This is a genomic window from Flammeovirga aprica JL-4, assembly GCF_012844305.1.
Lineage (GTDB): Bacteria > Bacteroidota > Bacteroidia > Cytophagales > Flammeovirgaceae > Flammeovirga > Flammeovirga aprica.
This window is the reverse complement of the sequence record NZ_JABANE010000023.1, coordinates 70,037-93,985: the sequence shown is the minus strand read 5'-3', so window position 1 is coordinate 93,985 and position 23,949 is coordinate 70,037. Positions and strand designations below refer to the sequence as shown.

At 35.0% G+C, this 23,949-nt stretch carries 20 protein-coding genes; 9 read left to right on the top strand and 11 right to left on the bottom strand.

Annotated elements, in window-relative coordinates; translation table 11 throughout:
- Positions 1-93: 93 nt before the first annotated feature.
- A complete protein-coding gene (locus HHU12_RS10760; RefSeq protein ID WP_169656743.1) occupies positions 94-2,883 on the bottom strand; it encodes a sialidase family protein in 2,790 nt (929 codons plus the stop codon).
- A gap of 22 nt (positions 2,884-2,905) precedes the next feature.
- Positions 2,906-3,307: a hypothetical protein gene (locus tag HHU12_RS10755; RefSeq protein WP_169656742.1), complete on the bottom strand. Its 402-nt coding sequence runs from the start codon at positions 3,305-3,307 to the stop codon at positions 2,906-2,908.
- 383 nt (positions 3,308-3,690) lie between these two features.
- On the opposite strand from HHU12_RS10755, the gene HHU12_RS10750 reads away from it, so the two are divergent.
- Positions 3,691-4,878, top strand: a complete 1,188-nt coding sequence (locus HHU12_RS10750; protein WP_169656741.1) for a phosphoglycerate kinase — start codon at positions 3,691-3,693, stop codon at positions 4,876-4,878.
- An 80-nt stretch (positions 4,879-4,958) separates the two neighbouring features.
- Here the strand turns inward: HHU12_RS10750 and HHU12_RS10745 are convergent, their stop codons facing one another.
- Entirely contained in the window at positions 4,959-5,444 is a 486-nt protein-coding gene (locus tag HHU12_RS10745) for a GNAT family N-acetyltransferase (protein ID WP_169656740.1), read from the bottom strand.
- Positions 5,445-5,770: 326 nt separating this feature from the next.
- On the opposite strand from HHU12_RS10745, the gene HHU12_RS10740 reads away from it, so the two are divergent.
- Entirely contained in the window at positions 5,771-6,328 is a 558-nt protein-coding gene (locus HHU12_RS10740) for a hypothetical protein (protein ID WP_169656739.1), read from the top strand.
- A 117-nt stretch (positions 6,329-6,445) separates the two neighbouring features.
- Here the strand turns inward: HHU12_RS10740 and HHU12_RS10735 are convergent, their stop codons facing one another.
- Positions 6,446-6,583, bottom strand: coding sequence for a hypothetical protein (locus tag HHU12_RS10735; RefSeq protein WP_169656738.1), 138 nt, complete (start codon positions 6,581-6,583; stop codon positions 6,446-6,448).
- A 353-nt stretch (positions 6,584-6,936) separates the two neighbouring features.
- Here HHU12_RS10735 and HHU12_RS10730 point away from each other — a divergent pair, with 353 nt between their 5' ends.
- Together HHU12_RS10730 and HHU12_RS10725 are read left to right on the top strand one after the other, a co-directional pair.
- On the top strand, positions 6,937-7,548 hold the full coding sequence (locus tag HHU12_RS10730) for a LuxR C-terminal-related transcriptional regulator (protein ID WP_169656737.1): 612 nt from the start codon (positions 6,937-6,939) through the stop codon (positions 7,546-7,548).
- Between the two features lie 60 nt (positions 7,549-7,608).
- Positions 7,609-9,441, top strand: coding sequence for a sensor histidine kinase (locus tag HHU12_RS10725; protein ID WP_169656736.1), 1,833 nt, complete (start codon positions 7,609-7,611; stop codon positions 9,439-9,441).
- A gap of 6 nt (positions 9,442-9,447) precedes the next feature.
- Here the strand turns inward: HHU12_RS10725 and HHU12_RS10720 are convergent, their stop codons facing one another.
- Positions 9,448-10,677, bottom strand: a complete 1,230-nt coding sequence (locus tag HHU12_RS10720) for a DEAD/DEAH box helicase (protein ID WP_169656735.1) — start codon at positions 10,675-10,677, stop codon at positions 9,448-9,450.
- A 670-nt stretch (positions 10,678-11,347) separates the two neighbouring features.
- On the opposite strand from HHU12_RS10720, the gene htpG reads away from it, so the two are divergent.
- The 4 genes from htpG to HHU12_RS10700 all read left to right on the top strand — a co-directional run bounded on the left by htpG (position 11,348) and on the right by HHU12_RS10700 (position 15,871).
- Positions 11,348-13,222: a molecular chaperone HtpG gene (gene htpG / locus HHU12_RS10715; RefSeq protein WP_169656734.1), complete on the top strand. Its 1,875-nt coding sequence runs from the start codon at positions 11,348-11,350 to the stop codon at positions 13,220-13,222.
- 430 nt (positions 13,223-13,652) lie between these two features.
- Complete coding sequence (locus HHU12_RS10710; RefSeq protein WP_169656733.1) at positions 13,653-14,606, top strand: hypothetical protein; 954 nt, start codon at positions 13,653-13,655, stop codon at positions 14,604-14,606.
- 299 nt (positions 14,607-14,905) lie between these two features.
- Complete coding sequence (locus HHU12_RS10705) at positions 14,906-15,388, top strand: TlpA family protein disulfide reductase (protein WP_169656732.1); 483 nt, start codon at positions 14,906-14,908, stop codon at positions 15,386-15,388.
- Positions 15,389-15,454: 66 nt separating this feature from the next.
- Positions 15,455-15,871, top strand: coding sequence for a secondary thiamine-phosphate synthase enzyme YjbQ (locus HHU12_RS10700; protein WP_169656731.1), 417 nt, complete (start codon positions 15,455-15,457; stop codon positions 15,869-15,871).
- A gap of 4 nt (positions 15,872-15,875) precedes the next feature.
- Here the strand turns inward: HHU12_RS10700 and HHU12_RS10695 are convergent, their stop codons facing one another.
- The 3 genes from HHU12_RS10695 to HHU12_RS10685 form a co-directional block, all read right to left on the bottom strand.
- Complete coding sequence (locus tag HHU12_RS10695; protein ID WP_169656730.1) at positions 15,876-17,558, bottom strand: hypothetical protein; 1,683 nt, start codon at positions 17,556-17,558, stop codon at positions 15,876-15,878.
- 107 nt (positions 17,559-17,665) lie between these two features.
- Positions 17,666-18,598, bottom strand: a complete 933-nt coding sequence (locus HHU12_RS10690) for a YeiH family protein (protein ID WP_205959851.1) — start codon at positions 18,596-18,598, stop codon at positions 17,666-17,668.
- Positions 18,599-18,670: 72 nt separating this feature from the next.
- Positions 18,671-19,573, bottom strand: coding sequence for a LysR family transcriptional regulator (locus HHU12_RS10685; protein WP_169656728.1), 903 nt, complete (start codon positions 19,571-19,573; stop codon positions 18,671-18,673).
- A 269-nt stretch (positions 19,574-19,842) separates the two neighbouring features.
- On the opposite strand from HHU12_RS10685, the gene HHU12_RS10680 reads away from it, so the two are divergent.
- Positions 19,843-20,235, top strand: a complete 393-nt coding sequence (locus HHU12_RS10680) for an arsenate reductase family protein (RefSeq protein ID WP_169656727.1) — start codon at positions 19,843-19,845, stop codon at positions 20,233-20,235.
- 48 nt (positions 20,236-20,283) lie between these two features.
- Here HHU12_RS10680 and HHU12_RS10675 read toward each other — a convergent pair whose 3' ends face one another.
- The 3 genes from HHU12_RS10675 to HHU12_RS10665 form a co-directional block, all read right to left on the bottom strand.
- Positions 20,284-20,985 carry a DUF2490 domain-containing protein gene (locus HHU12_RS10675; protein WP_169656726.1) on the bottom strand — a complete coding sequence of 234 codons (702 nt, stop codon included), beginning with the start codon at positions 20,983-20,985 and terminating at the stop codon, positions 20,284-20,286.
- A gap of 63 nt (positions 20,986-21,048) precedes the next feature.
- Entirely contained in the window at positions 21,049-21,654 is a 606-nt protein-coding gene (locus tag HHU12_RS10670) for a hypothetical protein (RefSeq protein WP_169656725.1), read from the bottom strand.
- A gap of 155 nt (positions 21,655-21,809) precedes the next feature.
- Complete coding sequence (locus HHU12_RS10665) at positions 21,810-23,807, bottom strand: alpha-amylase family glycosyl hydrolase (RefSeq protein WP_169656724.1); 1,998 nt, start codon at positions 23,805-23,807, stop codon at positions 21,810-21,812.
- Positions 23,808-23,949: the final 142 nt, after the last annotated feature.

The following is a 23,949-nucleotide window of genomic DNA, read 5'->3' as shown; positions in this document are numbered from 1 at the left end:
AACAGCTTGAATTAGCATCTACTTATCAATATTTTAACCATTCGCAAATTTTAAGAGAGCGAAAGGTCAGTTACTGATTCAAAATCAAAAGTATTATTGAACCAAGAACTTTAAACTTCTCACCTCATTACTGTAAGAGAGTCTTAATACATAAGTTCCATTACCCAAAATAGGATGAGCAACTTTGTATTGGTAGTTTCCTATTTTAAGTTGATCAACCACTTCTGTATATATTGATTGACCTGTTATACTAATAATTTCAATTTCAAGAGTTGTTTTAATATCACTATTGATATTCAGAGACAAGCTTTCACCAGTAATTAAAGGTGATTTTACAATTGAAATATCAAGAATAGAAGGAGTCTGAATGATTGAGGTAACAGTATCTTCACCATTATCTCCATCTCCATCTCCACTTCCGTCTCCGTCACCATTTCCATCGTTTTCATCTGTCAAATCATGGGTCCATGCACCTCTGCCATGAGTACCAGCAATGACTTGATTATCATAAATTTTGATATCCCAAACAGAAACAGCAGGGAAATTACTTTCTAAACGGCTCCAGCTACTACCTCCATTCTTTGTTTCAAAAATGCCTATCTCAGTTGCTGCCCATAATTTGTTGGCCTCACCAGGAAATTCAAGCACATCAAAAACAGCAACATCAGGGAATCCAGTATCACTTGTCCTTGCATTAGCGGCAACTTCAAAGCCTGTAATATCATTCCAAGTTTCACCAAAGTCTGTGGTCTTAATAATTTTTGCAGAACCTAAGAAAGAGAACATCACATAGGCTGTAGAATCATTATTGGGACTTGTTGCCAGGCCAGAAATGTTACCAGGATGAGAATTTATGAAGTTGAAATTACTTGTTGCGGTAAAAGACCTTCCTCCATCTTTAGAGACAAAAATTCTATCATTACCATCCATTGCTCCTCCTGCCCAAACGACTAGAGGAGATTTTTCTGAAACCTCTACATCTAAGAAGTCTTGCTCATTCCAGTTTTCACTGATTGTAACCCCTGTCCAGTTTTTACCAAAATCAGTTGATTTCCAAACTCCGCTATATCCAACAGTAAATAAAGTGTCAGGTGCGTTATGATTATTGGCTAGCATTGACATAAATGGAGCACCTAACCTTCCCATATCAGTAAGTCCAGAACCTTGTGCGGAAATTGCAGAGAAAGAATTACCTCCATCAGAAGATACTTCAAACTGATTGTTAGTGTATGAACCAATCAGTTGTGAGGAGTCTCTCTTGTTGATGTAACTTGCAAAACCATCACCTCCAATAACAGGTCGATATTCGGTACCGGCATTTGCTGTAGAATCTTCAGGTGTAATCCATGATCCGTTATCTTGTGTTCCAAAGAAATATCTTTTTTGGTTAGGGAATTTATCAATTGCATAAATTTGAGTGGTATTTACTCCGTTTCCAATTTTGAGCCATGTCCCTTCTCCTTCACCAGGGGATGTAACATCATTTGTATGATATATCCCTCCGTCATTTGTGACTATTAAAGAGAAAGTTTTGTTGGTTTGATTAATAGATCCAATTGTCATAAAGTGTTGATCGGGGTGTATGGCATCAGCATCATTAGGTCCTGCTCCATCATAATCACCATAGGCGTCAGATAGCTCTGTAAAAACTCCAGTGTTATTTGCGGATACTTTTATTTTACTCAAGTTTACTCCACCAACGTAAACTACAGTTTCATCAAATGGATGAGCTAATACAGTGTGATCATACCACCCTTGTCCTCCAAGGTAGGCATAACTATTATTGTTTAGCGTAACAAAGTTCCATGTTGCTCCTTTATCTCTTGAGATGTAAAGGTTACCATCTGTACTACCTGAACCTTCGCCTGCTATGTTTGCAAATATGACATTTACATTAGCAGGAGAAACATCCATTTCTACTCTGCCTTGTTGAATAACTCCACTTGCAGAGAGGGTGTCCCAAGTTTCGCCTGCATCAGTAGATTTAATAAACTTATCGTTATTTGATGTCGCATACATGACATCAAAATTATTTGGTTCAAAGATTAAAGATTCTACATAAGTATTTGCATTGTAAACGCTAGTCCAATTATTGCCACCGTCAGTAGATTTATATATTCCAGCTGAACGATTGTAAGTATTGTCTCTTGTAGATGCGGCCATTAAGATAGTATTGTGATTTTCTGGGTCAACAATGATTTTATAAATGGTCTCATACCTCATGTCACCCTCCAAGGAACTTAAAAAAGCCCATGTGTTTCCTCCATCTGTAGATTTCATAATACCGTTGCCAACTATAGAACCAAACCCAGAAAAACCCTCTCCAGTACCGGCATACCAGATTTTTGAATTGGAAGGAGCCACAGCCATACACGATATCGCAATACTAGTAGAGGTAACTTCGGTGAGATTAGTCCAATTTTTTCCTTTATCAGTAGTTTTCCATATACCACCGCCTACAGCACCAATCAAGATAGTGTTGCCTGTAGCATCCGTAGGGTCTACGATGGCAGATCTAGTTCTTCCGGGAGAGTTGGATGGACCTCTTTCAATCCATTTGATAGCACTATCGCTTTTGATACGACTATTACTTCTTTGCATTGCTTTTTTGAGCTCCTTAATCTGATAACCAGAAGTATAATTCTGCCCTGTAGGTCTGTACTTCATACGGTTGAGAATGTCCATGTATTTTTTTGGTTGATTGGACTTTCTGTAACCATTATTTCGTTTCCACTTTTTTAATGCTTTTTCATAAGCAATAACATCTTCTGATGTGTGTGTAGTGGGTAAAGTGGGTTTTGTAGATTCATTATCATATGTGAAGTATACAATAGAGCATACTAGCATGATGATAAATGTAGCAGAGAGTAATTTTTGGGTCATGATGAATTTGTATTTTAAAGCTTTATAATTTCGTAGATTTTCCAGTAGTTATATCGATGGAATAATGAATGATATTTGATTCTCCTTTCTTAGCTATTCCCATGCTCTGGGAAGTTTTGAGATGTTTATCATCAATCCAAGAAACATCTCCATCTATAATGACTTTCAACGGGAGTGATATATTTTGCTTTTCATCCAGCACTATAAAACTCAGTTTCTGTTTTACAGGATTTTCTGATTTTGTATAGCACAAGTAATGGGAGTTTTGGCTATTGGGTATCACTTTTACATTTTCACTTTCTAATACCGTTTTTGCTTTATTAAGCATGATTTTATTGATTTCAGACTGATCGGTTTTTTTAGGTTGACAACCTAATGAGATAATTAACCAAAATGACACAAAAATAGACGCTTTTAATTGCATAATTAATGGACGATAACTTACTGTAGAATTAAAAATAAGATTGAAATTAGAGGTTCGTATTTGAAGAAAAAAAGGGAATTGAAACTTATATGAAAAAGTAAATTATTAGAACAAAACATAGGTAAGATAATGTTGTCTCATTTCTATTTTTAGTTTGAATCTCCTTGTCTTTCCACATTAATCACTTTAATATAACTTAATATCTATACCAATATTTGAAAATCATAATAAAACATCATTTTATATTAAATAACGTCTATTTTACGCTTTAGTGAAATAATTTTTTCCTCTGATTTTAGTCATTTTTTTAGAAGAAATATAGCTATATGTTGCGGGTGCAATTTTAAAAATTCACAATATTCTAAAAAACGTAGTTTATTAATATGAAAACTATCGATTCTTATAATTTCGCAGGTAAGAAAGCGGTTGTACGTGTAGACTTGAACGTACCTTTAAACCCAGATTTTTCAGTTCGTGATTTCACTCGTATCAATGCAGTAATTGCTACAGTTAAGAAAATCGTTGCTGACGGTGGTTCTGCTATCTTGATGTCTCACATGGGTCGTCCAAAAGATGGTTTTGAGGACAAGTTCTCTTTAAAGCACGTTGTTGCTCCATTATCTGAAAAATTAGGTCTTGAAGTTAAATTCGGTGGTGATCCAATCGGTGCTGAAGCAGACGAGATGGCTGCTAACTTACAGCCAGGTGAAGTAATGTTATTGGATAACTTACGTTTCTACAAAGAAGAGAAAAAAGGTGACGAAGAGTTTGCTAAGAAATTAGCTTCTCGTGGTGATGTTTGGGTAATGGACGCATTCGGTACTGCTCACAGAGCGCACGCTTCTACTGCAGTTATCGCTAAGTTCATGGACGAAAAAGTTTCAGGTTATGTAATGGGTCGCGAAGTTGAAAACGCACAAAAAATTACTGACAACCCTGCTCGTCCTTTCACAGCTATCATGGGTGGTGCTAAGGTTTCTGACAAAATCTTATTAATCGAGCGTATCATGGACGTTGCTGATAACATTATTATCGGTGGTGGTATGGCTTATACATTCTTCAAAGCACAAGGTGGTACTATCGGTAACTCTTTATGTGAAGAAGATAAATTAGACTTAGCTTTAGAATTAATCGAAAAAGCAAAAGCTAAAGGTGTAAACTTATTGTTGCCAGTTGATTCTGTATGTGGTGATAAATTCGGTGAAGATGCAGCTGTTGCTTCTTACGATTCTAACGCTATTGCAGACGGTTACATGGGTCTTGATATCGGACCAAAAGCTGCTGAGGAATTCTCTAAAGTAATCAAAGAATCTAAGTCAGTACTTTGGAACGGACCAATGGGTGTTTCTGAGTGGGCTAACTTTGCTAACGGTACTACTACTGTTGCAACTGCAGTGGCTGAAGCTACTGAAGCTGGTGCATTCTCATTGATCGGTGGTGGTGACTCTGCCGCTGCTGTAAACACTTTAGGTTTTGGTGATAGAGTATCATACATCTCTACAGGTGGTGGTGCTATGTTGGAATTAATGGAAGGTAAAGTTCTTCCTGGTATTGCAGCATTAGAAGACTAGTATTTCAACAACCAAGTATATTTCCTTAGATATTATATCTAAGACAAGCGATACCTTTTCAATAAGGTATCGCTTTGTTTTTATAAAGTAATTTTCACTGCAGATAATACAGCAACTTCAAGGCGCTGGCCGTGATGCACCCTGCATGCATTTTTGATGTAAAATTCTAAGGGCGAAAGGTATTTCTGTCCGTTGTTTTTAAAATAGCGGTTGTGATCAATTACCCATCCATTGAGTGCTCCAAACTGTTTCTTACCCAATTTCAATAAAGTACTCCCAATACCTTTTCCTTTATGTTTTTCATCCACAATAGTGGCAAACCATAGTTCTCCCTCTCTTTCAAATTTGAAGAACCAACCTACTATTTGATTTCCATAAGTTTTGGCTAATATAAAACGCTTTTGGTTTACTTTATTCAGATAGTTTTCAAATGCTTCAAGGCTTTGATACGATAACTGCATTGGGTATTCATTGTTCCATATCAGCATCAGTCTTTCTTTTTCTAAAAGATTGAGTTCTTGCACTAATTCATACTGATATTCATCTGATTGTAATAATAGATTCATCTTACAGAAAATTTATAAGAGATGTTTCAAACATGCTCTAAGTAGGATACTTCAATTAGGAACAAAACTAACCAATTTTACTTGAATTTGGTACGTGACAATTGAGTAAATATGTTTGACATTAAACTTATGTTAAATAATACTTTAATTTGAAACAGGAATAAAAATACTACGTCTAATAATAACCTAAGATCTTTTATTCTGAATAATGAATTTCACAAAAAGGATTTATAAAAATACACGCGAAATACTCAGATAATTTTAGAAAGAAGTTAATGTTGTTTGAGTTGCAATAATAATGTTGAATGATTTCTTATCTATATTAAATGAAAACGATTTGTAAAACGTATGCCTGCCAAATTGCACCTAAGCAATGGATGACAGCCTTTACGGGTATGTCTTATTTACTTATAAGTATTGTTTTATACATTCGCCCTTTTGACAATGTGTATGGCATGACTACTGCATTTGGTGTTTTACTTTTGCCTGCGGCGTTTCTCGATATGTATTTTTCATCAGGTAATAAAGACAAGATTTTCAGCTGGGGCTTTCTATTATTAAATGCCATTGCTGATTTTGCTATGGCTATTGTCTTTATTCTGCATTCTTATATGGATAATTCTACATTATTGTATTTCGGAAGTTTCTGGGTCCTTGGGAAGGGCATGATGGCACTGAATTTTTCTTCTTTAATCAAAAAGCAAAGGTTATTGAAATTGATATACAATGTCAGTAGTTTAGCCACTTTAGTGTTAGCCATGCTATTAGTGACCAATGCTTTATTTTCTGATATTCAGATCGATACAATATTTACCTCAGCCTTATTACTTTGTGCTTTAAATAAGTTTATTTCGGTATTCTTATTAAGTGAAAAGCATTATTAAGTATTTGGTTATCAGTAATAAAAAAGAGCTCAAGATAAATGAATAATCTTGAGCTCTTTTTTGTAGTCAAAGCGGTGAAAGAGAAATAAATTATTTCTTTTCACCTAGTACTTATTACTATTTTATGTTCATTTTTTGTGTAATAGAAGCTAACAATTCCTTGTCAACATCTTTATTGAAGTTTTCCAGATTACGAATAGCATCAGCAAACTTGATAGCATAAGTTTTCTCAAATTTGTACTTATTCTTCTTCATATCTAATTTAATTTATCTATCCATACATAAAATACGTTTTAAATTAACGTTGAATTTTATAATAAGGATAACGTTTTTAGTGAACAGTTACTAAAATTACGATATTTTATATTTTGTTAAACTGCCAACAACATTGAGATAATATTGAATATAAAAGTGAAAAAATAGTACTTTGTAACAATGAATAAAGTGGGTAACAAAATAAACATCAATAAATCACTCAATATTGTTTTATTTTTTTGTAAAACTTACAAATTATTACATCATTGTGTTTTTGTTAAATAAAATTATTTAATTAATCTTTTTAAAGCGATCTTTCGACACTCAACTCTTCTTGCTAATATTTAATCGTGATGGCACCTAAAATACTTATACTGGATGATCATATGTTATTCTGCCAAGGAATAGAAAGAATACTTTTAGAGCAATTTAATTCTGAGATCGATATCATCAATAATCCTAAAGAGGTAATACTCAATGAAGTGAACAATTATGATATTGTATTGGTTGATATGGATATGCCTGGACAGAAAGGTTATGATTTTGTTAGCACAGTAAAGGAAACTGGTAATAAAACAACAAAGTTTTTAATTGTATCAATGCACAATAAGCCTTCTCTGGTCAAAAAATCAATAGAATCAGGAGTAAATGGCTACATTCTCAAGGATGACCCTCTGGAAGTTTTTACAGAGGCAATTACTGCTATTTTAGAAGGTGGAGAATTCTATTCAGAGAGAGTAGAAGAATCAATGAAATACCTTACACTCGAAACAATTATCTTATCTCCAAGAGAAGAACAGATCTTAAAATATATTGCCAAGGGCTTGAATGCCAATGATATCGCAGAAATGCTTTATATTAGCGTTGAAACTGTGAAAACACATAATAGAAATATTAAGTCCAAACTGAAAATTGAAAATAGAGCAGAGTTGATCAAATATGCTTACAAGAACCTACTCACATAATACCTTGTAAGGGCTCTTCTATTGCTCTAAGTTTTATTTACTACTTGCTTCTTTGACTGAATGAAAATAAAGCTCATAATAGTACTACTATTCTGTCTGCTAAAAATTACTGCTTCTGTGAATGCACAGATTAAGATTGAGACGTTAAATGATAAATTTAACCTGACGCCGTATGCTCAAAAATATGGTGTTGATCAGCCTGTCTTTCAAGGAAACCGACCTGTTTTCAGTAATAACTGGGAAAAACCAAATCGAAAAGGACTTTCTAAAGGACCTACCGAGGAGGGAAGCTGGTATCGTTTAATCTTAACCAGTGAAAAGGAAGCTCAAAAAGTGCTGTATTTTAATTATTCTTTGATCCCAACACTTGAACTGTGGGTGTTGTCTTCGGGTGGAGATTCCATTCATTATTACGGAGGCACAAGCAGTCCTGTTCATTTGAAGAGTTTAGGGATTTCAGATAAAGGATACAGTTATGTATTAAATTTTGATGAAGGAGACGAAAAAATTATCTATTTTAGAATGGAAGGGCAAGGGTGGCCGATTCATTCTGAAGTCTTTTTATTTGATGTGACCTCTTTTCTGGAAAGCAATCAGCATGAGTTTTATATCATCAGTTTTTTAAGAGCTGTGGTGATCACTCTGCTGTCAATTGGCTTTTTGATTGGTGTATTGACACGTCAGCCTGTTTTCCTTTTTTATGCATTGACTTTCTCTGCCGGAATCTTGTTTGCCGAATGTGAAGTAGGATTATTTATAGATATATTCAAAGACCAATACCACGACGCTAATTATATAATGCGTCATTTTTTCAACTTGGTTTATATTCTTTCTTTAGTCTATTTTTATAACCTTTTTATACCTGAACAACGTTTTTTCAAAAAGTTCTTAAGTTGGTTTAATCCCCTGTTTCTTGTTTTTTCAGTAGTATCAATTGTGTCGCTGATCGCAAGTAAAAACCCTGTGGTTGTCTATGTGAATTTTATTTCAATTGTCATCATATCATGGGTAAGCTTCGGGTTCAGTACAGTAATTCTGTATAAGAAAAGGAAGTTCTCTTTATTATCAAAGTACCTTTTTTGGGTACAGATAAGCAGAGTTGTCATCATTGCTATATTTGTGACATTACCGCATATGGGATTGATTCAAAGATCCTCCTATACTGATTATGTCTATTATATTTTTATTGTATATGAATCTATCGTTTATTTCTACCTTCTTTTGAAGCGTTCGATAACGATTTACAATGAAAAAATAGAATTGAAAAAGGCAATGCTTGAGAAGCATAAACTGTATTCTAAAGCGGTATTGGAAGGGCAGGAGAAGGAGCGGAACAGAATCGGTAGAGAGTTGCATGATTCTATTGGAGGCAACCTCGCGCTTTTCAATAAATCTGATACATCAATGAGTCAGGAAGCCAAAAATCTTCTGACCAATACCATGGATTCTATCAGAAATCTGAGTCATGAGTTGATCTCACCTAGCTTCCATCACATTTCTTTCAAAGAATCTATTATCGATTTAGTCTCAAAGTATAATTCTGATAAGCAGAAAGTGATTGTTCAGTTTCATGATTGGCCTGTCATTAAGAATAAAGAAACACAGCATCACTGTTTTAGAATTATCCAAGAATTGATTCATAATGCAGAAAAACACAGTCAGGCTTCTACAGTTTTTATACAGTTTTTTGGCAATGATGATGAGATTGGAAATATCTATTATGAAGACAATGGGATTGGCTTTGATCCGCAAACTGTAAAGGGTGGAATTGGGTTGAATAATATTGATTTCAGGTCAGCTTCAATAGGAGCGAAACTGACCATTGAATCTTCTGTAAAAGGAACGATTGTGAAAATAGAGCATATTTCACTCAAAAAAGAAGTGAGCAAATAATGACCGTTATTTACTTTCCGGCTTTTTCTTTCTTCTATTTCCCTGTCGACTTCTTTTAATCTGTTTCTTTCTTTTGGCATCTCGCTGTGCAATATCCTTATCCTTTTCCTGCATTGGAAATGGATTTTCTTTTATTTCAGGAATCTTGTGGCCAATTAGTTTCTCAATACTTTTTACATCTTGAAGTTCAGTGCCATCAGCAAGTGAAATAGCAATTCCCTCTTCACCGGCTCTACCCGAACGGCCAATTCTATGCACATACGTCTCTGCTACTTCAGGGATCTCAAAATTGATCACATATTTCAATTGACTGATATCAATTCCTCGAGCAGCAATATCTGTTGCAACCAAAATTCTCGTCTTCTTTTTCTTGAAGTTTTCCAATGCCCTCTGACGTGCCGTTTGTGATTTATTACCATGAATAGCCTCTGCTTTCACACGGTTTTCATTCAGTGTTTTTGCTAAGTGATTGGCACCTCTTTTTGTTCTCATAAAAATAAGTACACTGTCCTTTTTGTCATCATCAAGTATTTCAAAAAGAAGCTGTTTCTTATTTCTTTTATCTACGTAATAGATAAACTGATCAATGGTGTCTGCTGTAGATGATACCGGAGTGACTTCTACTTTCAGTGGTTTATGAAGCAGAGATTTACTTATTTCTTGAATGCTAGGTGGCATTGTGGCAGAGAAAAGAAGCGTCTGTCTTTTTTTAGGAATCAGCTTAACGATTTTTTTAATATCGTTGATAAATCCCATATCAAGCATTTTATCTGCTTCATCCAGCACAAAAGTTTCTATGTGTTTCAAATCCACATAACCTTGCTGATGTAAATCCATCAATCTACCTGGAGTCGCAATAAGTACTTCCACTCCTTGTTTCAACCTTTTTATCTGCTTATCATGAGGAATACCTCCAAAGATCACCAGCTGTTTCAGTTTTGTTTTTTGATTGTATAAACTGAAGTTATTAGCCACCTGAAGTGCGAGCTCACGTGTGGGCGTAAGGATTAATGCTCTTATTTTATGTCCATTATTAGAATTCTTTTTCAACAATTGAATAATTGGAATACAAAAAGCGGCTGTTTTTCCAGTACCTGTCTGTGCACTTCCTTGTAAATCATGACCTTCTAAAATAGAAGGAATAGCTTTTTCTTGAATAGGAGTAGGCGTATCATACCCTCTGTTTTCTAACGCTTCTTGTATTTCAGGGATCACTCCCAATTCTTCAAATGTCATGGACAAAACAATTTTGATTTTTTTTGCAAAGGTAGTTGTTTGAAACTATTGCTCATAACATCATTTCTAAAAGGTCATTAATAAGCTGATATCGAGTGTAAATATTGTGTAATTGAATAAAGGGAAGAGTTTTATAAAAAGAAAAAAGCTGTCGAAACATTCAACAGCCTTTTCATTATGATGTGTGACTACTTATACAAATTTGAAAGGCAAAGTAAATAATACGTCATTACTTTGCGACGTTTTGAAAAACTCTGTGATATACTAAAATGTGTTTCTAAAAGGGGGTATCTTTTACATGATGCTGTAAAAGACATATGACTTGTTGATTTAGTTTAAATCTTTTATACCCGTTGTTAGATATTTAGTAAGAGAGTGTTTCTATGGTTTATATGTGACTTTGATAATCGTTACACAGAATGTTAATATATTCAAATGTCATCCAAAATTATCAACGTCGTCTACAAATCTATTACATTTTTAATATTAACCCAAAAAAAGGGCCTTTTTAATGAAAGTAATAAAATCAAAACTGACAAATAGGCAGTTTTGAGTGTCAATTTTACCCAATTTTTGTCTTGGAATGCAATTTGAAAAGAAAGACATGACTTTAAACAAGAAGTTTTTGGTCTTTAATAAATAAGTATTTTAATAAACAAAAAATATAAACATGGCAGCAAAAGGTTCTATTTCAGTAAATACTGAAAATATCTTTCCTATCATTAAAAAGTTCTTATACTCAGATCACGACATTTTTTTACGTGAGTTGGTAGCCAATGCAGTTGATGCAACTCAGAAACTTCAAAAACTTGCTTCAATGGGCGAGTTTGATGGTGAACTAGGTGATCTAACGATTCAGGTTGATGTAGACAAGGAAGCAAAAACAATTTCAATCACTGACCATGGTATCGGTATGAGTGAGGATGAAGTTGAAAAATATATCAACCAAGTGGCATTTTCTGGTGCTACTGAATTTGTTGAGAAATTCAAAGATGTAGATACTTCTACAATCATCGGTAAATTCGGTCTTGGTTTCTATTCAGCATTTATGGTTTCTGACCATGTTGAAGTAATCACAAAATCTTTCAAAGATGCTCCGTCAGTAAAATGGACTTGTGATGGTTCAACTACTTATGAAATCACTGATGCTGACAAAGCAGACAGAGGTACTACAATTGTACTTCATGTCAATGAGGATTCTGAAGAGTTTGTAGACGAGCACCGTTTACGTACTATCTTAAACAGATACTCTAAGTTTATGCCTATCGCTATCCAAGTAGGTGTAGATAAAAGAACAGAAAAAGAAGGTGAAGGTGATGATGCAAAAGACGTAGAAATCGTTGAGCCACATATCATCAACCAAAAAGAGCCACTTTGGACAAAAGATCCTAAGACATTAACAGACGAGGATTACATCAACTTCTACAAAGAGTTGTACCCAATGTCTGAAGAGCCTTTATTCTGGATTCACTTAAACGTGGATTACCCATTTGAATTGACTGGTATCCTTTACTTCCCTAAAGTAAAAGAAGATATCACTCCTCATAAAGATAAGATTCAATTGTACTCTCGTCAGGTGTTTATCACTGACAATGTAGAGGAAATCATGCCTGAGTTCTTACGCTTAATGCACGGTGTAATTGATTCTCCAGACATTCCATTGAACGTATCGAGATCTTACTTACAGTCGGATGCGAACGTGAAGAAAATCTCTAGCTATGTAACTCGTAAGGTTGCAGATCGTTTGAGCAGCTTGTTCAAAAATGAAAGAGAAAGCTATGAGACGAAGTGGGAGAGCATCGGTTTGTTCGTGAAGTATGGTATGATGACAGACGACAAGTTCTTTGACAAAGCAAAGAAATTCGGTTTGTTTGAAAACATCGACGGTAAGAAATTTACTTTAGAGGAGTACAAAGAACATATCGCTTCTAACCAAATTGACAAGGACGGCAAGCACGTATTCCTTTATGCTACTGACCAAGGTACGCAAGATACTTATATCCAAGCGGCGAAGAAGAAAGGATATGATATCTTGAAAATGGATACGATGATCGACAGCCACTTTGTGAGCAACACAGAGCACAAGTTCGAAAACATCACAATGAAGCGTATCGACTCTGATACGGTAAATAACTTGATTGAAACGGACGAGAAAAACGAATCTGTATTAACAGAGGACGAAACTAAGAAGTTGGTAGAGATCTTCAAGCGTGCCTTGAATGATGACAAGTTAGAGCCAAAAGTAGAGGCGATGACTGCTGACGAATTGCCGGTAATGATCACTAAGCCTGAGTTCATGCGTAGAATGGAAGAAATGTCTGCAATGCAAGGTGGAATGGGTGGCATGTTCGGTGGTTTCCCTGGTGCTGATACAGTAACTATCAACGGAAACAGCGAACTTGTAGGTAGAATCTTGAAAGAAGAAGATACTGCAGCTCAAGATAAATTGGTGAAACATGCTTATGATTTAGCAAAACTTTCTCAAGGTAACTTGAAAGGTGCTGATCTTACTGCATTTATCAACCGTTCATTAGAAATTATCTAATCAGGAGTTCGCTCTTTAAGAGTGAATTTTTGAACCGTTAATAGAAGGTCGTTGAGTATTTTTACTCTTCGGCCTTTTTATTTTTATTCTTTTTTCAACCAAAGAGTTGAGTTGGAGCAATCAAGGAAGAGTTGTTTTATACATTGTTCTTTTTAGGCTAGAAACATTCTATAATTGATAGAATTACATAAACTATTTTTTGATTTGATATTTAGAGCATGTTTGAAACATCTATTTTAGTAAAAATTTCTCCTTTCAGAACGTGAGTTTATTAATTTCATCAACCATAGAACCACTATTTTCTCTGAAATTAATTTCCTCACAACCTAAAATGGAAAATTTTTACTTCTAAAATATATATTCCAATCATACTCTTAGTTGTTGATAAAAATGTATATTTGGTACCGCTTAAGGTAAAAGAACAGTTAATATGCATTCAATCGCCAAACGAATTCTCTCAAGAGAAGAATTTACAAACAAACCACCTGTATTAGTAGATGTTGGAGCATCAGGAGAAATCCATGCAAAGTGGAAAGAAATAGCTCCTTACTGCATTTGTATTGCTTTTGATGCAGATGATAGAAAATTTGATATTTCAGAAGAAGATAATCAAGGTTTTAAAAAGCTCTATAAATTCAATTGTATAGTTTCTGATCAGGAAGTAGAGAAACTAGATTTTTATCTGACAAAAAGTCCTTACTGTTCGAGTACTTTGCTACCGAACCCTGATAGTGTAAAAGATTATATTTTTTCTCCCTTCTTTGAGCTGGACAGAACTATTCAGCTTAATAACATTTCTATCAGTCATGCACTGGAGAAATTATCTTTAGGCTACATTGACTGGTTGAAGACAGATTCTCAGGGTATTGATCTCCGTATTTGGAGAAGCTTGGATACTTCTATTCAAGATAATACTCTCGCTATAGATTTTGAGCCAGGTCTTACCCAGACTTATAATGGAGAAGACAATGCCAGCTCTATTTTGAATTATATGGCAGATAAGAATTTCTGGCTTTCAGAATATGAAGTGCAAAAGGTCATCCGTGGTAATCATGAAACATACGAAAACCTTTTTTCGGGTGCTATCAATAAAAGATTAGCGAAAGTAACTTTGAAAAAGGCACCTTTGTGGGTGGAAATTTCGTATTTAAATAACCTGGAGAAAGAAAATATTGATATTCGAGACTTTTTATTAGGACTGCTTTTCACCATTATCAATAAAGAATATGTGGTGGCTTTAGAGTTGGCAAGAAAAGGTAAAGAACTATTTTCAGATCCAATTTTTAATGAAATTGAAAAGGACGTTTACTCTAAGATTAAAAAGAACTTCTGGTCTGAAGCATTTGTAGATGAAGTGGTGAAGAAGTTTAAAAGTATTTTTTAAGCTTTTACATATTTGAAATTGGGATGAGTTGGATAATTATACTTTAGTTTAATTAAGCCAGAATAGAAATAGCTTCGTGATGATATTCTAATGCTGAGTGAGTAGGCTAAAAAAGCAAATCCAAAGTTTCCGATTTTAATTGAATGTCTGTTTTATCTTACATTTATTGTCGATCACAAAGGAAAAATTGTCTGAATTTAAGGAAGTATCTCCTATCAACAACATTGAAATTTTTATCAACTTTACATCGTTATATATAAAAACACTCTTTAGAAACTTAATTTATAAATCAGAGAACAATGAAAAAAAATAATATAATTACTACCTTAACACTGCTTATATCAATCACTTTATTCAGTTTTTTAAATGTTGAGAAAGATAGTGTCTATACATTTAAAGATCTAAAAGGAAATGAAGTGAACCTTACTGATTTTAAAGGGAAATATGTTTACATAGATGTTTGGGCCTCATGGTGCGGACCGTGTCTGGGAGAAATTCCTTCGTTAAAAGCTTTGGAAGAAAGCCATAAAGATGGAGATGTGGTTTTTGTAAGTTTGTCAGTTGATCAAGACACTAAAGCTTGGAAGAAAATGGTGGAGAAAAAAGAATTACACGGTAATCAATTCCATTATTCAGGAAATCAAGATTTCATAGAGAAGTTTAATATTTCAGCAATTCCAAGATTTATTTTATTAGATAAAGACGGAAAAGTAAAAGAGTCAAATGCTCCACGTCCATCTTCTTCAGAAATTAAATCTTTATTTAAAAAATTAGGAATATAATATCAATCACAAAATATTTAAAAAACTGTATGGGGTAGACTCATACAGTTTTTTTATTTTTGGACTATGGTTATTCAAAAGACAATTGCATTAAGACCTTATTCAAGAGGTTATCATATTATTACTGATGAGGTATTGGCTCAAATGCCAGAACTGAGTGGGAAAAACGGTATTCTACAGGTGTTTATTCAGCACACTTCAGCATCACTTACCATCAATGAAAATGCTGACCCTTCGGTGAGAACAGATTTTGAATCACATTTCAACAAAGTATATCCTGAAAACGCTCCATATTATGAACATACCTATGAAGGTCCTGATGATATGCCAGCTCATTTGAAGGCATCAACATTAGGAAGTAGTGTCTCTTTGCCTATCGGTAATGGTAGACCGTTATTGGGAACATGGCAGGGTATTTATCTTGGTGAACATAGAGACAGAGGCGGAAGCCGAAGGTTGGTGCTTACTTTTATAGGAGAGTAGTCTATTAGTGATGTTTCTTTTTAGCGTCCCTTTTATGCTTTTTATAAGCCTTTTTTTCGTCATCAGGAAGTTGGCTATAAGTACCAATTACAGCTGTCTGTGCTCCAGACATTACGGTATGAATGAGATAATGAATAAATGATTTGTATTGTATTCTTTTATAATACAAAGGTGCGTGCCTTGGTTTTCTGTTTTTGAAATTATTGCGGTGTACCAAATTATTAGCGGCAAACCCTGCAATTGATTCTATTACGCTTGATTTGCTGTCATTCTTTCCGGTGATTTTAATTTTTAAATCTTGATAGAAAAAATCTAAGTTTCCCCTTCCTATTGAGTCATTCAGTTGCGCATTAAAATCAATGGCAGTAGCAATTCCTCTTTGAAATTGTACTCCCATATTATCATGCGTAAATTGATTTAAAGCCGAAAGTGGAAAAGCGTCAATATGTCCTTCCGCCGTCATAAAATAAGGCTCTTTTCTCCCTAAAAATACATCAATAGAAAGCTTTGTGTCTGCTTTATCCAGGAGTTCACAAGCAAGTTCTAGTTGGATGATATTTTCATTTTTATTATTGACGTCAGAGATGACCCCATTGATATGTGTGATTGGGAGGTGGCCAGCGTGTGTGGCATCTTTACTTTTTTCCTGATATGTTAGCTGACTATTTTTAAGTTCAATACTGTCAATTGCCAATTGAAAATCTAATGCTTTTAAACTTATATGTGGAAGTTGTTTTATCACGGAGGAATCTTCCTCAAAGTTCTTGTCTCTGTAGATATTGGCATTTAGTGAATTGATAATGATTTTATCTAAATGGAAACGGTCTTGATTGAACAGTTCCTTTTCAGCGAGTCCATGTCCTTCCAACGATTCAATCTCTACAATAAAACGATCTGTTTGTTTTCCAATCATTTTAAAGAAAGTATCATCACTATACTGAGGAGACAGCTTGAGACCTCCTAACTTGAAAAAATCTCCTGTATTGCTGATCAGGAGCGTATCAAATTGATACTGATATAAATCTTTGTGGCCCTTCATAAAAGTAGGCCCGCTTGAAAAATGAAACTTCTCTAAGTCTACCACTTTATTTTTGTTGTCTAAAGAGTCCAAGTTGAATTTTAAACCTTCAAGAATAAAGTTTTGTGAAGTGTGGAAAATATGGAGGTGATTGTAATTATTGGTGACTAAATAACCATTGAATTCGGTATTCAAAATGCTGATTGTATGGATACCTATTTTGGATAAACGAGCTCTAAGTGCATCAAATTTTGGGATAGGGTTATGCACTTTCTTGTTTTTATTTTGAGTGTTTTCATTCCAGAAATATTGAAAATTAGGATGTATTATTCTTAAATCCTCAATGGTAATATTTTTTGAAAGCGCTCCAAGATAGAGGTTAGAAAACTCAATGATAAGTGTGTCTACAGTACCATTGACCCAGCTGTTTTTTTCTTGATTGATATGTGGAATAATACTGATACCTGTGGCCTCAATTCTACTGTTGCCCCATTCGATAGAAAACTCTTGAAAGTTGACAAAATAACCTTTCCCATTTTTTCCTAATGCTACTTCCTTTAAGGTTTGAGCAGCAAACTCTTCCAGCATTCTTTGACCTGCAGTAAAGAAATAAAAGATAAAACTAAAGAGCAGTAATAAAACAGTAAAGAGAATGTGCTTTTTTTTCATTGAAGAAGAATGGGTTGGGCTATAGTTTTAATTGTACAACTGCTTAAATATAAGAAAATCCCTGACAATAAGACTATTGCAGGGATTTGATATTGGGCTAATTCTCTTTAAAAGAGATGAATTACAGCGTATAATGATATTGAAGAAACGATTACCCAAAGTGCAATACCTTGGTACATTGGTCTTGTTCCCACGTGTTTTACACTTGACACATCCATAGTACAGCCTACTGTAAATAATGCAAGTGAAAGACCTTTGTGAGCAATAAATTTACATAATGGAGCAAAAGCCTGTGCGCCTGGCACATAAGAGTTGATCAACATCGCTACGATGAAACCTAAGATAAAAACAGGCATTGTTTTTAAACTCATTTTTCCTTTCTGAGAGAATGCTGCAATCAATGAGATAGGCACAATCCATAATGCTCTCGTCAGTTTTACTGTTGTTGCAATCTGTAAAGCCTCTTCACCGTATTTAGCGGCCGCACCAACTACAGCACTTGTATCGTGAATAGCTAGTGCTGCCCACCATCCAAACTGTGTTTGAGAAAGATGGAAGTACTCGCCTATAACAGGGAAAGCTACTAATGCCACGGCATTCAAAATAAAGACAGTGGCCATGGCTACTGAAATCTGATGTTGATCGGCTTTTAATGCAGGAGCCATAGCAGCAATAGCACTACCACCACAGATAGCTGTTCCTGATGCAATCAAACGGTAAATGGTTTTATCCAAACCTAGCTTTTTACCGATATAAGCACCAAACGTTAATGTAAGAGCAATACTACTGAAAGTGATTAATGATCCTTCGCTCCCTGTTTTCATGGCATCTACGGCATTCAAGCCAAAGCCAAGGAAAACGACAGACCATTTCATTAAATTATTACTTAAATTTTTATTGAGAGTTGGGTTAGGTATTTTGAATAATAAAGCGAAGATAATTCCGGCAAATAATGACATGGCTGGAGTTACCCATGGGGTTAAAGTCAATAAGGCTAAAACGATATATACAATTTTGTTACTTTGATTAGGACTTTTCATTTTCATATTCTTTTGATAACAATACAAATGTCATAAGTATTGACCTCAAAATGAATGAAGAAAATGAATGTGTTATAACTTTTTGTTATAATGAAGTAAGGCGTAATCCATAAAAGTAGTACCTAGGCCTATTGAACCACCTTCCTTTATTACAAAATGAAGGTCTCGGTCAATTTCAAAGTCCTCGATGTCTATAATTTGTAGCTGATCTCTATTCAGCTCCTCCAAAATGGAATAAATAGATAAGAGTGCGTAATTAGGCGAAGCTTCAATATATCTTTTAATACTTTCAGTGGAGTCCAGCTGCATGGCTATTGTAAGGTCATCTTCATGCAGGTTTTTACTTTCAAGAGCATCCTTGATGATTTTACGGGTACCGCTGCCTTGTTCCCTGATCACAAATGGTTTTTTCAAAAATTCCTTGATGGTCAATGAACTTTTATGTCCTCTGTGAAATTTTGTAGAGCAGACAACGACTAGCTCGTCTTTCAGAAAAGGAATGTATTTTAATCCGCCTCTATGCGGAGAGCCTTCAATCATTCCTAAATCAATCACATCATCAATCAGCCAGTTTTCAATGGCTTCAGTATTGCCGCTTTTAATTTCTATGTTGACATCCTTTACTTTCTGCTGAAAAGAAGCAATCACTTTTGGGATAATATAATGCGCAATTGTAGTACTTGCACCTATACGAATCGTTCCTCCTTGATTTTCACGAATGGCATCAATCTCAAATTTCAACTGACGTTCTAAACCAAAAATCTTTTCACAATAGCTTTTAAGTACCTCTCCCGCTGGAGTAATATGAATGATAACACCTTTTCTTTCCAGCAATGGAACTTTATATTCTTCTTCCAATGCTCTTACATGCTTTGTCACAGCCGGCTGAGAGATTTGCAATGCTTCTGCGGCTTTAGTAAAACTCTGTCGTTGAACAACTTCATAAAAAACATGCAGGCGGAAGTGTGATTTCATATACTTGAAAAGGTTGTATTTTTTTATTAATTTGATGAATATAATTGATCCAGAACTGACTTACTAAGCAACAAGGTAAAAACAACTTTATTTTTATCATGATGCATCATGTAAACCAAAATTACTCAAAACTATTTTTCACAATCAATACACCAATTGAAGATGATGAATGTCAGTAAATCTGGATGATTAATGTATGTTAATAAATAAATGGATTTTTACTAACTTTTGAATGAAAGAAAAACAAAGTCCAATAACAACCCATCACCATGTCACATTTAAAGCTCAACCATCCAATTGTTATCTATGATAGCAATGCCCCAAACCAACAGTTCTTCATCAACGATTTGAGAAGGAAAAACCATTTGATCCGCGAAATCGAGATCAATGTATGTCCAGTCTCAGAAGGTCATTTGATCCATATCATGGAGAACATAAATCTAAAACCAACAAGAGCATTGATCAACACCAATTCACCTTGGTACAGATGCTTCGCAGAAGATTTACACGAAATGAGTCCATTTGTACTTATTCGTACTTTACGAGATTTTCCTTCTTTACTTAAAACCCCTATTGTGATCTTAGAAAATGATATATTTATTGATCCCAGTTTGGAGGACTTATCACAGTCCCATGAGGAGGAGGAACAAGTCCTTGTGTAAAAAATAAGCCCAGAATTAAGTTTCTGGGCTTATTTTTTGAATTACTTTTTAAATTTTATGCCTTACTGCAATTCTTAGTAAATTGGCATAGTGATCAGATCCTTCCCCTTTCTTGAAAGAATCTTCCCTGATGTACTGAGCTTCCAGGCTCACATGACTGCTTACACTTCTATTAACTAAAGCAATCGTACGGTTTTTATTGAAGAATGGACTCTCTTCTTTATCTTCAAGATTGATAAAGGCTTCAGTACCAACACCGAAAATCCATTTCTCTATTCTCTTTCTAAGAATGATTGAATATCTCATTCTAAAATCGATATCACTTACCTCTGTCTCATTTAGTTTTGCACTGTAAATTTGCTGTTCAAAACGCACCCTTTGTTTGATAAATAATGACTTATCTGAGGTAAGCAAGTGGGTACCAATAAAATCCTGCATTGGTCTTATTTCATGTAAAATTGAAGACTCCTCTCCAAATACATAAAAATATCCTGCTCCGATTCTGATTGATAAATTTTTGTTGATCTTTCTTTTTAAACCCGAACGTATCTGAAACCTGTCGACAGGCTTGTCAAGCATGAACATGTAAGCCGCGTCAGTATCTACTGCCCATTTGTCAGACAGACTTACACTGTTGAAGTAATGAAGCCACAATCTGTTGTCAGTTACGTCTTGAGCATTAAGAGTATTCGAGGTAAAAGAAAGAATTGAAAAGACAATTATAAGTAGTCCTTTATTTAATTGTTTCATAAAAAAAAGTTGTTAGTATTGTTTAACAAAACTAGCAACTTTTTCATTAAGATTCTTCTTTTCTTAAAACCTTTTTCCGATAGAAACACCAAAAGTCCAAGTGTCGTATAACTTTTCTTTCATGTCATACTGGAAATTGGGAGAAAGTTCCCAACCATCATGTAATTTGAATTCCTTCTCAAGGATAAATTTCCCAACAAAAAGGTTTTTGTTTTTTTCAATTTCAATACCTGGTCCAATGCCGATTTTCCAGCTTTCCCAAGGTGAATAGAAAACTACTAGAGAACCTACATAAGCGTATTCTCTATCCAGTGTTTCTATGTGTCCATGTTCGCCCCCACTGTTTTTAACTTCTACCATATATTGAGCAATCTCAATATCGTTGATTAGGCCCACGGACCATTTTTCAGAGAATTGGTAAACATAGTCTAGCCCGAAAGTGGGAACTAACAGTCCTTCATGTGAAGGGATGGCCTGAGGAATATAAGTGTATCCCATATAAATGGATAACTTATGCCTTTTGAAGTCTTCTTCTTCGTGGTGGTGAGTAGTTGCTTTAGATGAGATGTGATTTGATTCATTTGCTTCTGAATCGAAATGCGATTGCGCGAAAGATTGATTTGCAAAAAACAATACTAATAAGCCAACAACATAACTTGTTACTTTCATTTTCCTGTTTGTTTGATTAAGAAGTAAATTTAATGTTTAAATACTAACGTATGAGAATTACAGTGTGAACATTAGTAAATCGTAGTTTGTACGTATAAAACCAAAAAAGGCTACTGATTATCAGTAGCCTTAAGTATATTTATAAAAGTTAGTGATTAAACCAACTTCTTTAGTTCAATGATTAAACACTGTCCTGGTTGAAGTGTAGCAGAAAGCCAGTTGTCTACAAATTCGTAGTCTTTCTTTTCTACAAAATCCCAATACTTACCATTGTTAGTACCTGGAACATTGATGTAGAAGTCCTGGCTGTTTTGGTAATCCGTATTAGCAACAACTAGAATACTATGTTCTGGATGCCAAGGATCAAAACGCTCAAAACCAATTACACTTTCATATGCAGTTTCAGGGTAGTGAAGCTTCATGGACTTCTCATTACCTCTCAAATGCACATTATTCAATAACCAGTCGAAGTGATTATAAATACTGTTAATGTATTTGATGTAGCCAATAAGGTTGTGATCATTATTCCATCTTAAAGCAGACTTAAAGAACAATGGTAATCTTTGCTGGCTGTAATAATCTGTTTCAGACTGCAAGAAGTTCAAACCAGTATTGACAGGCCACTCTTCCAGTAATTCAAAACCTTGATGAATAAATGGAATAGAGTTAGGCAGGAATTTGTTCAATACATACGTGACTCTACAGTGTGGTTCACCGCCTCTCATCATCGCACGAGGAGTGTTGTGTGTTTCAGGAGTACCGTAATAAGGTAAAGCCAGACGCTCGCTAGAATCTTGAACAATTCTTTGGATACCTGCTCTCTTTTCTCTTGAAGTGACTCTCCATTCGTGGCCTAATACAGCATTGAAACCTGCTTCTCTACTTTCTTGAGTAACATCGAAGTTTTCCTCACAGAAAGCAAAATCAGGGTCATTCTGACGTGCGACATGAATGATTTCTTCCATTAATGGTTTTGGAAGTGCGTGTCCCATGTCAATCATCACACCATCAATACCGAAAGACTGATAGTGAGGAATCACACCGGCAATCTTATCCCAAAGCGGTCTGTTGACATGTGGCGGTTGAGCCAGCTCAGGGTTGTAGTAACGGATAGTATCATAAGCGATGTAGTTATAATCATTTGGATAATGATCATAAGGGAAGTCGTACATACGCAAATACGTTACATCTGACCAAGCTGGTTGGATATCGTCTGGCGGCCAGTCCGCAAATGCACCAGGAATGATTAATTCACCCTCGTCAGTGTAAGCGACATATTTGCCGTCTTCCACCTTGATTTGTTCTGGTGTAGGAGGTTTCTTGAATAATGATCTGTACTCGTTGTTAGGAGCGAAGTGGAATCCGCCACCTTTTGGAATCTGTAAGATCTCTGCTAATTCATTGGCAGGGAATTCCGGGCTTTGGTATTCATGTGCTCTATGACGGTCGATCCAGTAGAACCATTCTGGGTTTGTTTTCACCCAGTCACCGCCTAATGAAGAAGTTCTTAATACAAACTCCATAATTACTCTCATTCCCATCATGTGAGCCGCTTCCACAAAAGCTTCAAACTGCTCCTCAACTGAGAATGGAATCAACGGGTCTGCTAAATTTTCATCCAGCTTGTACTGATCTTTGATGGCATAAGGAGAACCTAAATCACCTCTGTTACCATCCTCACCGATACTTGTGATCGGCAACATATACACAGTATCACATCCTAAATCTTTGATGTATTTCAGGATGGCAATACATTTTAATAAAGTACCTGTTTCTCTAAAGCCATTATCACTGCTAGTGATGTCCATACGATGACTAGAACCTACGTGCCCATCATTGTCATGGTCATAAGCAGTAGTTAATCTTGGGAAGATGTTATAGAAAGCCGACTGATAGGTCCAGTCTCCTCCATAACCATGTATTTGACTTCTTAATGTAGAAAGAGAACGGTTATAATTTACAGATGCGTCAGTAGGAGCAGTGATCTCCTTGATTGCATTTTTAAAGAACGTAAACGGGTTAGTTTTTACAGGGTGAGAAGCTCCCTGCTCTTGTCCCATCCATAAAGACGGAACATAATAATCTCTTGTCTCTTTGCCTTCATTGGCTTCAAGATATTCAAGAATTTTTAATAGTTTCGAATCTTTTTTCATACTTACTTTTTAAATCACGGATAGGTGATATTTATAGAAATTATCCTTCGATTGCTTTCTAATTTACAACCTTTTTATTCATTCAAACTACCTTCAATTGATTGTTTTTGTTAACAATTTATTTCAACCCGTTTCGATACAT